At 44.7% G+C, this 13207-nt stretch carries 10 protein-coding genes; 1 reads left to right on the forward strand and 9 read right to left on the reverse strand.

Translation table 11 applies throughout. The features are described 5' to 3' along the window. Position 1: 1 nt before the first annotated feature. From NYE53_RS17635 to yvlA, 5 genes are all read right to left on the reverse strand, one after another. Entirely contained in the window at positions 2–3871 is a 3870-nt protein-coding gene (locus NYE53_RS17635) for a metallophosphoesterase (protein WP_339245973.1), read from the reverse strand. A gap of 201 nt (positions 3872–4072) precedes the next feature. Further along, a complete protein-coding gene (locus NYE53_RS17640; RefSeq protein WP_003228066.1) occupies positions 4073–4432 on the reverse strand; it encodes a phage holin family protein in 360 nt (119 codons plus the stop codon). Position 4433: 1 nt separating this feature from the next. Continuing rightward, entirely contained in the window at positions 4434–4631 is a 198-nt protein-coding gene (locus tag NYE53_RS17645; RefSeq protein WP_003228065.1) for a PspC domain-containing protein, read from the reverse strand. Between the two features lie 4 nt (positions 4632–4635). After that, the gene (locus NYE53_RS17650) at positions 4636–5733 is read right to left on the reverse strand and encodes a DUF4097 domain-containing protein (RefSeq protein ID WP_014478112.1); all 1098 of its coding nucleotides are present in this window, start codon (positions 5731–5733) and stop codon (positions 4636–4638) included. Between the two features lie 24 nt (positions 5734–5757). After that, positions 5758–6084 (reverse strand): protein YvlA, encoded by a 327-nt coding sequence (gene yvlA / locus NYE53_RS17655; RefSeq protein WP_003244375.1) that lies wholly within the window; start codon positions 6082–6084, stop codon positions 5758–5760. Positions 6085–6301: 217 nt separating this feature from the next. On the opposite strand from yvlA, the gene NYE53_RS17660 reads away from it, so the two are divergent. Further along, entirely contained in the window at positions 6302–6532 is a 231-nt protein-coding gene (locus tag NYE53_RS17660; RefSeq protein ID WP_003235419.1) for a hypothetical protein, read from the forward strand. 198 nt (positions 6533–6730) lie between these two features. On the opposite strand, the gene hag is transcribed toward NYE53_RS17660, so the two are convergent. From hag to NYE53_RS17680, 4 genes are all read right to left on the reverse strand, one after another. Then, positions 6731–7570: a flagellin Hag gene (hag, locus tag NYE53_RS17665; protein ID WP_050258599.1), complete on the reverse strand. Its 840-nt coding sequence runs from the start codon at positions 7568–7570 to the stop codon at positions 6731–6733. 337 nt (positions 7571–7907) lie between these two features. Continuing rightward, a complete protein-coding gene (gene uvrA, locus NYE53_RS17670) occupies positions 7908–10781 on the reverse strand; it encodes an excinuclease ABC subunit UvrA (protein WP_014478114.1) in 2874 nt (957 codons plus the stop codon). A gap of 7 nt (positions 10782–10788) precedes the next feature. Beyond that, positions 10789–12774, reverse strand: coding sequence for an excinuclease ABC subunit UvrB (gene uvrB, locus NYE53_RS17675; RefSeq protein WP_339245977.1), 1986 nt, complete (start codon positions 12772–12774; stop codon positions 10789–10791). Positions 12775–12959: 185 nt separating this feature from the next. Beyond that, positions 12960–13190 (reverse strand): CsbA family protein, encoded by a 231-nt coding sequence (locus NYE53_RS17680; RefSeq protein WP_003228053.1) that lies wholly within the window; start codon positions 13188–13190, stop codon positions 12960–12962. Positions 13191–13207: the final 17 nt, after the last annotated feature.

Genomic DNA, 13207 nt, shown 5'->3' on the forward strand with positions numbered 1-13207 from the left:
TTTAAGGATTGGAGACATGGCGAAAATCAAACTGGTCTGGTGCTGGACGATATGTCTCTTTTTTCGTCTTGAACTTCCAGATCGGTGATTTCGTTTTGCCGTTAAAACTGTCTTCCACTATAATGTACCAATAATAAACAGACTGCGGTTCAAGATGATCCCAGCGGAATTCAGCTGTATCCCCGCTCTTCACTTGCTCCCGTTTTCCGAGCTCTTCATTGGTATATACGTTACATTCAAAATAATCGGTTTCCACCTTTTTGATTCTTGGTTTCAAATCAAGCGAAAGGGAAAATTCATCCTTGTTGCCATAGGTATCCGTATCATAGTAATTCTTATCCTTTACATACGGAGAATACGTCGATACGTGCACCATGTCATTGGCCTGGTCAAATTGAAGCAAACGCAAATACCCTTGACCGCCTTCTGGCCCGCCCTGATAATCGGCCAGCATTTGATGCACAAGACGATCCGTTTTCCCATCACCATCATCATCCAGCTCATCTGTTTTTCTCATCGCACTATGATAATGCCCGCTCAACACCATCACGACATTCGGGTTCGGCTTTACGATTTCTTTGAATATTTTCTCTCCGATCGGGCTTCTGTTTCCGCTGACCAGCAAATACTCATGAAAAGCTAAAATTGCCATCCGGTCAGGGTGTTTCTTCAGCACCTGATTCATCCACGCGATGTCTTCATCCGTAATGCCCCATCCCATGTACAGCATGATATAATCATTGCCGTTGCTCGAAATCAGGTCATAATGTCCGCGGTTATTTTTATAGGAACCGCCATAATGCAATTTTTTATCAAAACGATCGCTGCCAAAATATTTGCCAAACGCCCTGTAGGAGCCGTCCTTATGCCCCACATCGTGGTTGCCGGCCAGCACGCCGTAAGGTATTCCACTCTTATCCAGAACGGACATTGACCGATCAGCGTTTTTCCACTGTCTGATATCGGCGGAATCATCTACAATATCACCCGTGTGGAACACATATTTGATATTGAGCTGCTTTTGATTATCTTTTATCCATTCGGTCTGTTTATCAAAAATATGCGGATAGCTTTCGGCGTAATACTGTGTATCAGACATCCAGACAAATGTGTACATATCCTTCGCAGGAGGAATTTCATCCTGTACAATCACATTCATTTTCGACTCCCGTACAAAATCGGCAGCAATCACAGACGCTTTCAGCGTAAACGGTTTGTCATCCTTCGCGACGAAGCTGTCAACAGGCTGCCATTCGTTTGTCCGATAATTCCAAGCATACATCGTCACCTTTCTCCCCGGCAAAGAACTGCCCTTCCAGACCGCTTCTGCCAGATCATTCTCATCAATTGATGGATCAACCGTCACTTCAAAGCGATGATAAGGGAAAAGCTCTTTGTTTTCTGTCGATACTGTTTTTCCATCAGCAGCTGATACCCGCTCCAATTCTTTATTCGTAAATGGGGTCTCCCTTTCTGGCACAAAGCTTTTCGGCGGTTCAGTCAGTGACGCGTGCTTAAATATTTTCACATGATTGCGCGCTGTATATTGAAATCCCCTATAAAAACCAACATCCATGGCATCATTCGTCGGATCTTTCACCCGTACAGAAAGCTTGGCCTTATGCGTGTCGGCTTCGCTGTTTATAACCTCCGGCTGGTCCGGATGCTCTCGTTCGGTTTTAAATATCCTCTCAATCACTGTTTTATTGCCAGCGAGATCCGTTGCTGTCACTTTTAGAGAATGTTTTCCCGGCAAAAGGTCAGAAGATGACGTATGATATGGGAGTGTAATGCTTTCTCCATCTAAAGACGCTTCCGCTTCCTCAATTTTGCTCCATTTATCATACATATCCGCCTGCAGGATAAGGTTTCCTTTATACGTTTGCCCCTCGGTGATATTCGGCTGAATGTGAGGTCCTGAATTATCTACCCGTACAACCAGGCTGACATTTTCCTTGCCGTCGCTTGCTTGAATATGGTGAGCGCCTTCAGAAAGCTTTGATGTGTCCCACTCCAGCAGCTGTGATGTAAATAGTCCGTCAGGCAGATTGAACTGAAATTGCCAGCTTTTATTTGAGCGCTGATTATCACCAATAAAGAGTTCCTTCTCAGGGGACACCCTCTGATCCCTGATCACCGTTCCATCCGATAACACCAATCGGGCGTTTTTGACTAAGAAGTCATCACGGTTTTCAGCCGTATCAAACGGAGACACCTTCGAACCCGATCGTATTGTAATACGCTGCAGCTGCTTCCCTTTCCGAAGCAGTGTCTCTGGCAATGGAACAGAATAGGTGCGGTATTTATTTGTTGTATCATCGAACACCTTCAGCACTTTGCCTTCCATCGTTACCGCGTTTTTAAAATAAAGGTTCGTTTTCCTCGTATCGAATGCAAAATATACTTCTTTTTCCATTGCGGGCTCTGTCACTTGTTTTTTCCCGTCAATCCATAGCTTAATGCGATCAGCTCGTCCTTCTGTCGTGGCTTTGAGAAATTGAGTTCCCGACAGCGTGTCTCTGTTTTCAATATTCATCCGCAGACCGTGCGACTTGCTTGTTTGTTTAATATCAATCATTTTGACCGGCGTTCTCGCTTCATTGATCCCGTCCCCGGCCGCCACATAATACTCTAGCTGATCCTTCCCGATCAATTCAGGCGAATACACAATATAATGGTAGAGATTATCGTTGCGGTCTTTTTCAGCAAGAATTCGCTTAAACGGTTTGTTCTCATCCGTCCGGTAGTAAAAGGCCGCTGTTTTCACTAGACTTCGGTCCCGTATGTCAGCCCGCAGCTCAATGCTTTCAGCAGGGCGGACAGGCTTGCGGTCAGTCAAATCCTCAATGACCGGCTTTTCTTTATCGAGCTTGATTTTCCGTTTCTGCTCGGGCACCTGTGCCTGTAATACGGTTCCGGGAGACGGATTCTTTTCCCCGATTGAAATGTTCAGAAGTTCTGCGGTTCCGTTCAACGGATACTTATAAAGCACTGATGACAGCCGGCGCAGCGCATGTTTCCGATAATGCGCAACCGAAATGTCCTTTCCTGTATTCGTTGATATCACAACGGCCCGCGGCCTCGTATTGGCCATACCCTCTGTCTCTTCTATCACCGCGAGATTTTTTCCTTCTTTAAGTTGTGTCTGATAATAACGATTGAAATCCTCTGACGTCAATTCTGGATACCCGGCAGGCTTCAGCCAGACGACAAACGTTTCGCCGGATGGTATCAAGATCTTTTCATCAGGTCTCCAAATCAGATCGGAGTCAGGGCCTTCTTTTGGGTAGCGGTAACGGATATGGTAGTCTTTAAAATCAATCGTTCTGTCAGTCGTATTAAAAATCTCAATAAATTCATAACCGTCTGCACGTCCTATATTCTTCGTATCAACCGCCAGCTCTGTGATCAGAAGCTCCGGAATATGGGCAAGGTCAGCCTGGTATCCTTCAAGCTTCAGTTTCTTCGTCTCCGACTCCACCCGCTGCTTCCCATTCGACATCACAATGTAATACTCAAGCTCGCTGTTCCAAATCAAACGTTTCGGAATTTGTGCCAAAAACTTGCGGACCGCTCCGGGGGTCGGGTCCATCGGCACCATTTTGTAGCCCAGCTCATTACTTTGTTTATAAAAAAGAAAGGCGGAAAATGCTTGATACGAATTATCGCGAACTTGAGCCTCAATCATTAGATTGTTTCTCATTTCAGCTTTCACATCAATTTGAGGAGGATTTTCAAGCAAGGGTATGTAATGAGGCGTTTGAAATAGTTCCTGCTGTACAACAGGAAAAGCTTTCGATTCATGATGGCCGCCAGACAAAACGGAAAGAAAAGACAGTAATATAGAAGCAATAACCGTGTATTTCCTCATCAAAGCACCTCCCTTTTCATGTATTTTGCGTCTGAACAGGGAAGCTTATGAGTTCATTTTTAAACAATGTCCAATCTGACAAAGCAGATGGTATACGACATATACGCGGGACTGCTGAACAAAAAGCGAACACTTCACTTCACAATTTTTTAAGGAGGCTGCAGAACATGTAAAAAAGCTGCCTTTGCGGGCAGCTTTTTTTTATTTTTTTCTAAGCGGCTCTAAAATGCCTTTTTGAATCAGCAAATGGAAGACCGACAGGATAACGGATGCCCATATCGCTGTGCCGAAGCCGTCGATTTGAAAGCTGTCACCCATAATGGACGCGGTCATCATAAGCGTGATGGCGTTAATCACAAACAAGAAGAGTCCAAGCGTCACCATGGTGACCGGCAGTGTAAAGATAATTAAAAGCGGTTTAATCAGCACGTTTAAGATCGATAAAATGAGGCTGGCGATAATCGCTGCCCCAATGCTGCTGATATGGATGGAGTCAATATATCCATCAATGACGATTAATAACAATGCATTGACTAAAATGCTGACTGCCCATTTTACCATGTCATTTCATATCCCTTTCTGACGGGACGATAAAAATCCAAATGATATAAATGAGCAAAACCGGCAAGACACTTGTCATAATGGCTAAGATGACAGTTATGACTCTGAGGAGTGATGCGTCCCAATTGAAATATTCCGCGAGACCTCCGATAACACCGGCGATTTTCTTATTTTTTTCTGAGCGATAAAGCTTATTCATTCGATCACCTCTGTGAGTACTTTAGTTTGATGGCGCCTGTTAGTGATTCTGAGAAGACGGTGATGTTTTGATCATGTGCCTGATTTGAAGTGAACATCATTTCTTTTTGAATGGTATCATTTTTTTCCTTCAGCATCTCAACATCCATTAATTCATGGGACAGCGAACCCAGATTGCTTTTGAGTTCCGCCTTCACTGCCAGATCGTCCGGAATCGCAAGCTCCACACTTCCAGTCGTTGTTTTTGCATAAATGGAGCGGCAGTCTGATTCTGTAACGTTAATCGCAATATTTCCGTTAAAGCTTTGAACGTCAATGGATTCGCTTTTCCCTCGGAGATCGATCAATCCGTTAATGGTTTCCGCTTCTATCGTTCCGCAGCTGTGGCTGGCGAGTTTAATTTGCCCGTTGGCCGTTTCAGCTATGGCTTTTTCGGCTGTTAAGTGCGAGAACGACAGCACGCCGTTTGTCGTTTTCGCTGAGAACTCTTTTACATGTAAATGTTCCCCTCTGACCGGACCGTTAAACAGCTTCACTCGAATCTTATCATACTCCTTCTGAGGAATATACAAAGTGACATTCGTTTTCATCGTCTTTTTCTCAGTACGGATAAAAAATTTATTACCTTTGATTTCACATTCAATATGCTGAAGAAATGCGTGTCTCGCCGCATCCTGGCTGTCAGCGCGATATACCTTCGCCTGGCATTCCGCTCTGATATCGTCATCTTCCCAAGGGACGATATTCACGCTGCCATTGGCAATTTGCAGCTCAACACTGGAAAAGTCAGTATCTTTAAATTGAAAAATGTGCTGAACATCATACGCATGGCCAAAGTTTAAATCAAGGTCAACTTCCTTGACCTTTTTCACAGCAGAATCAATCCAGTCAAACAGCTTGGCTCCTAAAGACGGCTTGCCGCTTTCTTTTTTTGCCGTTGTAAATGGCTCTTCCTCGTCATGAACGTGAACTGAGAGCGCTGTAATTTTCTCTTCTTTTTCCTTGTAGTCGCTGTCAAGCTTTTCAATCAGTGTCAAAGCTTCTTGTGCTGTAAGCTTTCCTTCCTCAACAAGCTTAAGGATTCGTTCCTTTTCTTGCTTCATTACGATCTCCTCCCCATTGTCTACTTATGCTGCACGCAGGACCTTAATGCCCTGAATCACATTCCAAATGATAATGCCAATGACAACTAAGAAATAAATAACCGCTCCCCCAATGATTACAAATACAGGAAGCAAGCTGTCTCCATCAATCGCAACGGCTCCGCCAAGTAGCGCAATAAAAAGGAACAGCCAGCCGACAAACGGAACAATGTGAGAAATAAGAGAGCGTATCGCATGGCGTTTTGTTTCTTTCTCATTTACAACAAAATATGCGACAATCGGCACAATGATTGGCGCAATGAACACACTGAAATAACAAAGTGATGCAATAATAGCTTGATTACGGTTCAATTCATTCCACACTCCTATTGTGAATTGTCCATGACAAAAGATCAGGGACGTTTTACTTATTTATACGTTTAAAATCTCTTCAGGTTTCAAATTCATTCTTTAGACATGCTCCGATTTACGGAAATTGGATTTTAAAAAGTTTTAGAAGTAGAATCTTCCGGCTATACCGATTACAATATGTAAAAAGCTTACGGCAACCAAGGAGGCTGGACAAGCAATGGAGAAAGATCCCAGTGACTATACAGTAACACAAGAATCAGTGTTAAAGCTGATTCATGAACAAAAAAGAATGAATCGTGAAATGATCGCCGAGCTTGAGCAGATTCACGGACCCTTCCCGATCTCTCACGATATCCAATATATAAAAGTGCTGCTCGACAGCAGCAACACGCATATTGTTCAAGATTTAATGAGTGTAAGTAAGCAGCTGTATAAGAAGACTTTGTAATTGCGGAAAACATATCATTCATTATAACTGAAACAAAGCTAAAGGTTAGATGACAATATCTTGCCTTTTTTGTTTTGAAAAAACAAGTGATTCCCTGGCTGTCACAAAATGATTGTAACAAAAAAAGCCTGCCGGCACATCCAGTTAATGGACTCTGTCGGCAAGCTGTAACTATCAGAAAGAGATAGCCTTTCAAAATTAACGTAACAATTGAAGCACGTTTTGCGGCTGTTGGTTTGCTTGAGCAAGCATCGCTTGAGAAGCTTGAGAAAGAATGTTGTTCTTTGTGAACTCGCTCATTTCTTTCGCCATGTCAACGTCACGGATACGGGACTCAGCAGCTGTCAGGTTTTCACCAGAAGCGCTTAAGTTGTTGATTGTGTGCTCTAGACGGTTTTGTACCGCACCAAGTTTAGCACGTTGAGTAGAAACTTGATTGATGGCTGCATCAATGCCTTTAAGCTGATCATCAAAAGAAGTAGTATCAAATTTTGTTACATCAAGAGTATTCAATTTAACAGTATCACTACCTAAGTCTTTTGCTGCCATGCTATCAATTTTAACGTTAAGCTGTTGACCAGCATTCGCACCAATTTGGAATGTGAAACCATTAGTTTCAGTTCCATCTAACAATTGCTTTCCGTTGAATTGAGTACGATTTGAAATACCGTCAACTTCCTCAATAAGCGCATCCATTTCATCTTTAATCGCACCAAGATCTTCATCTTGCTGTGTACCTGTGTTTCCTGCTTGAACAGTAAGTTCACGCATACGTTGAAGGATGGCATGAGTTTCAGTCAATGCACCCTCAGCTGTTTGGATAAGAGAAATTCCGTCTTGAGAGTTTTTAGAAGCCATTTCAAGACCTCTGATTTGCCCTCTCATTTTTTCAGAGATCGCAAGACCCGCTGCGTCATCTCCCGCACGGTTGATGCGAAGACCAGAAGAAAGTTTCTCCATGTTTTTTGAGCTCGCACTGTTGTTTGAAGACAAACGGTTTAGTGTGTTAAGCGCTGCAATATTGTGGTTGATTCTCATGTGAAAAATACCTCCATGTGTATATGTTTTTGAAATCAAAGACTTCCTTTTCTTTGATTTCTGGCGTATCAGATTCCAATAAAGCTTCTAACCTATGTAGATTCAGTTATTGCTTAAGGATGCCTTTAAGCCCCTTAATAGGGTTTGTCTGCTTAATTTGGAAATCATCATCCGCCTTTCAATTCATATATCGACAGCAATTTGTAAATGTTTAGGCGTTTTCCCAAAGAAATTTTACCAAAGACGAATCTAAACCTATTATGCCGTAAAGAAAAAGCTTGCCTGCTAAGCCCAAGGATGGACTTGCTGACAAGCTGCCCCCTCTTAACAGAGGGTTTTAAGATGTAGCTGTTTCTTTCGCTTTCAAGAGCGATTTCATGCGTGTTTTGTCACGTTCGATAACAGGCTTCAAATAACGGCCTGTATACGATTCTTCCACTTCAGTGATTTCCTCAGGCGTTCCTGACGCGACAATGGTTCCGCCCCCGGCTCCGCCTTCCGGGCCCAAATCCACAATGTAATCGGCCGTCTTAATGATATCAAGATTGTGCTCAATAACCAGTACAGTGTCTCCGTTGTCTACCAACCGTTGCAGCACGACAAGAAGCCTGGCGATATCGTCGACATGCAAACCTGTCGTCGGCTCATCTAAAATGTAGAGCGTGCGTCCGGTCGAGCGTTTGTGCAGCTCTGATGCGAGCTTCACGCGCTGCGCTTCTCCGCCTGACAAGGTCGTCGCCGGCTGGCCGAGCGTAATATAACCTAAACCAACATCATAAAGGGTTTGGAGCTTGCGTTTGATTTTCGGGATATTTTCAAAGAAAGAAAGAGCATCTTCAACCGTCATATCAAGCACATCAGAGATGCTTTTTCCTTTGTACGTCACTTCAAGCGTTTCACGGTTATAGCGTTTGCCGTGACACACCTCGCATGGAACGTATACGTCAGGAAGGAAGTGCATTTCAATTTTAATAATCCCGTCGCCGCGGCAGGCTTCACATCGTCCGCCCTTCACGTTGAAGCTGAAACGGCCTTTTTTATAACCGCGGACCTTCGCTTCATTTGTCTGCGCGAATACATCACGAATGTCATCAAATACACCGGTGTATGTCGCAGGGTTGGATCTCGGCGTTCTTCCGATTGGCGCCTGGTCAATGTCAATGACTTTGTCTAAGTGATCCAAACCTTTAATCTCTTTATGGCTGCCGGGCTTCGCTTTCGCTTTATGAAGCTTTTGCGCCAGCGCCTTATGCAAAATTTCATTAACGAGTGTACTCTTTCCTGAACCAGAAACACCTGTAACTGCTGTAAACGTCCCAAGCGGGAACTTGGCATTCACTTTTTTCAGGTTGTTTTCTGAAGCACCTTTAATTTCAATGTAACGTCCGTCCGGCTTTCTTCTTTCAGGAGGCAATGGGATAAACTTTTTCCCTGATAAATAGCTGCCCGTTAATGAGTTTGGATCTTCCATCACTTCTTCCGGCGTACCCGCAGATGTCACCTGTCCGCCGTGAATGCCGGCTCCCGGTCCAATGTCTATTAAATAATCTGCTGCCATCATCGTGTCCTCATCATGTTCGACAACAATCAGCGTGTTCCCGAGGTCTCTCATATTTTTCAGAGCGCTGATCAAGCGGTCGTTATCACGCTGATGCAGACCGATAGACGGCTCATCTAAAATATAAAGCACACCGGATAAACGCGAGCCAATTTGAGTCGCCAGCCTGATGCGCTGCGCCTCTCCCCCGGACAATGTACCCGCTGCCCTGCTCAATGTCAGGTAATCGAGGCCGACTTTGTCCAGAAAGCTTAAGCGCTCCACAATTTCGCGCAAAATCAAATTGGCGATCTGCATATCCTTCTCAGAAAGGGTAAGGTCTTTAAAGAAGGCAAGTGCGTCGGCGACAGACAGCTCGGTAATTTTTCCAATGTGGCGGCCGTCAATCAGTACGGCAAGCGCCTCTTTCTTTAACCGATAGCCTTTGCACGTCGGACAAGACTTCTGAGACATATACTGCTCCATTTGCTCACGTATGAAATCGGAGCCTGTCTCCTTATAGCGTCTTTCAATGTTGCGCAATACGCCTTCAAATTGAATTTCACCTTCGCGGATTTGTCCAAAATCATTTTCATATCGGAAATAAATCAGGTCATCTCCGCTGCCGTACAGCACTTTATCCAGTTGATGCTTCGGCAAATCTTTGACCGGCACATCCATATCAATCCCGTAGTGGGTGCAGACTGCCTCAAGCAGCTGAGGATAATATTGTGAGCTGATCGGTGTCCAAGGGGCGACCGCGTTCTCCTTCAATGACAAATCTTGATTGGGGATGACAAGATCGGCATCCACTTCAAGCTTCATTCCGAGACCGTCACACGTCGGACACGCCCCGAACGGACTGTTAAACGAAAACAGACGCGGCTCAAGCTCACCAATTGAAAATCCGCAGTGCGGACAGGCATGATGCTCGCTGAACATCAGCTCTTCCTCACCGATGACATCGATCATAACCCGTCCTTCACCTAAACGGAGCGCCGTTTCCAATGAATCAGACAGCCGGGCTGCCACGCCTTCTTTCACGACAATCCGGTCAATGACTACCTCAATGGAATGCTTCTTGTTCTTTTCTAATTCGATATCGTCGGAAAGCTCAGCCATCTCGCCGTCAATTCTGACTCTGACATAGCCTTGTTTTCTAATCTGTTCAAGCACTTTGACATGAGCGCCTTTTCGGCCCGAGACAATCGGCGCCAGCACCTGAAGCTTCGTCCGTTCCGGGTATTCCAGAATTCTGTCCACCATTTGCTCGATGGTCTGGGATGTAATCTCAATTCCGTGCTCCGGACAATGAGGCTTCCCTACTCTCGCATATAAAAGACGCAGATAATCATAAATCTCAGTTACCGTACCGACAGTAGACCTCGGATTGCGGCTCGTTGTTTTCTGATCAATGCTGATGGCGGGAGAGAGCCCCTCAATTGCATCCACATCAGGCTTATCCATTTGCCCTAAAAACTGGCGGGCATAAGCAGACAGCGACTCGACATACCGTCTCTGTCCTTCAGCATATATCGTGTCAAAGGCAAGGGAGGATTTACCTGATCCGGACAAACCCGTGACAACGACTAGCTGATCTCTCGGAATCGTTACATCTATATTTTTCAGGTTATGCGCCCTGGCTCCCTTCACCTCTATCCGATCCATAGCCATTTGTTCATCATCCTTCCGCTTTTAGCTCTAAAAGTAAATCGCGAAGCTCCGCTGCTCTTTCAAAGTCAAGCGCCTTGGCGGCTTCCTTCATTTCATGCTCCATCTGTTCAACGACTTTCTGGCGTTCTTTCTTCGTCATTTTCGACAGCTTCGGCGCGGCTTTTGCTTTGTATTCCGCTTTATCCTCAGCTGCTACTGTGGCACGAATGACATCGCGAATTTCTTTATTTATCGTTTTCGGCGTAATGCCGTGCTCTTCGTTAAACCGCTCCTGCTGCTCGCGGCGGCGTTTTGTTTCATTAATCGCAATTTCCATAGACTTCGTTATTTTATCGGCGTACATAATGACGCGGCCTTCCGCATTTCTCGCTGCCCGTCCGATGGTCTGGATCAGCGACCGCTCCGAACGAAGGAAACCTTCCTTATCCGCATCCAAAATCGCAACAAGGGATACTTCGGGAATGTCCAAACCTTCCCTCAGTAGGTTGATGCCGACAAGCACATCGTACTTGCCAAGGCGCAGGTCGCGGATAATTTCAATCCGTTCAAGCGTCTTGATCTCAGAATGCAGATAGTTTACTTTAATGCCGATTTCCTTTAAATAATCGGTCAGATCCTCTGACATCTTCTTCGTCAAAGTTGTCACAAGCACCCGTTCATTTCGCTCGATTCTTGCTTGAATTTCGCCGATCAAGTCGTCAATCTGACCTTCGATTGGACGGACGTCAATAAGCGGGTCAAGAAGCCCCGTCGGACGAATGATCTGTTCGACCATTTCATCTGTATGTTCAATCTCGTACGGCCCTGGTGTTGCTGATACATACACGATATTGTGCATATGCTTTTCAAATTCCTCAAAACGAAGCGGTCGGTTATCAAGCGCTGATGGAAGCCGGAAGCCGTGATCCACGAGCACCTGTTTCCGCGCCTGGTCTCCGTTAAACATGCCGCGCACCTGGGGAATTGTCACATGCGACTCATCCACCACGATCATAAAATCGTCTGGGAAATAATCAAGAAGCGTATACGGCGTTGAACCTGGAGGCCGCAGCGTCAAATGTCTTGAATAGTTCTCGATGCCGGAGCAGAAACCCATTTCACGCATCATTTCAAGATCATATCTTGTCCGCTGCTCTAAACGCTGCGCTTCAAGGAGCTTTCCGTTTTCATGCATGACCTTTAGCTGCTCCTCAAGCTCCTTCTCGATATTTTGAATCGCCTTCTCCATTTTCTCGGCCCGCGTTACGAAGTGGGAAGCCGGGAAAATCGCAACATGATCTCGGTCGCCGAGAATTTCTCCTGTCAGCGCATCCACTTCCCGAATCCGTTCGATTTCGTCACCGAAAAATTCAACTCTGATACAATGCTCATCACGGGATGCCGGAAAGATTTCCACTACATCCCCGCGCACACGAAATGTACCGCGCTGAAAGTCGATATCGTTGCGGGCATATTGGATGTCTACAAGTTTTCTGAGCAGCTCGTTGCGCTCAATTTCCATTTCAGTCCGCAGTGACACGACCATTTCCCGGTATTCCTCAGGCGAACCGAGGCCATATATACAAGACACACTCGCAATAATAATGACATCTCTGCGCTCAAACAAAGCTGATGTGGCGGAGTGTCTCAGTTTATCAATTTCATCATTAATACTAGCGTCTTTCTCTATAAATGTATCCGTTTGAGGCACATACGCCTCCGGCTGATAATAATCATAGTAGCTGACAAAATACTCGACAGCATTGTTCGGAAAAAATTCCTTGAACTCACTGTAAAGCTGTCCAGCAAGGGTTTTGTTATGGGCAATCACGAGAGTCGGCTTATTGACTTCTTTAATCAAATTAGACACCGTAAATGTTTTCCCAGTTCCTGTCGCACCCAGCAGAGTCTGATGCTTCTTGCCCTCCTGAATTCCTTTTACAAGCTTTTCAATGGCTTTCGGCTGATCTCCCTGGGGCTGATATTTCGAGACTAACTCAAAGCGATCTTTCACAAAAATAAGCCTCCGTTTCTTTAACGAAATCTTCCTATAGATATAGTAACACAATGGAAAGCAAAATCACTAAAAATACGAACTAAAGTTCGGTGGTTTTTTATTTCCAGCTGTTTTTGTGTATAAAAAACCTGCTTTTAAATCGTAAAAGCAGGTATTCAGTCTTTATATTCATTATGTCCGATTTATTCTTCTTTTTTCTCTGCAGCTTTTTTGGCCATGTACAGTCCGCCAGCCACAAGAGACACAACATCCAATCCTACAATAAAATACGTTTCTGTATAGCCTTTTAAATAAGAGGCAAACAGCAATGCAGCTGTTAAAGCGATCGCCACATAATGATTAAAGGTGACTCTAGTAAATAGAACAACAAGCATAAAAGGGAAAAACAATGCAAAAACGGCTTTTGTAATCAACAAAAACCCTCCTCAGG

This window comes from Bacillus sp. FSL R5-0523 (assembly GCF_037975295.1).
GTDB classification, from domain to species: domain Bacteria; phylum Bacillota; class Bacilli; order Bacillales; family Bacillaceae; genus Bacillus; species Bacillus subtilis.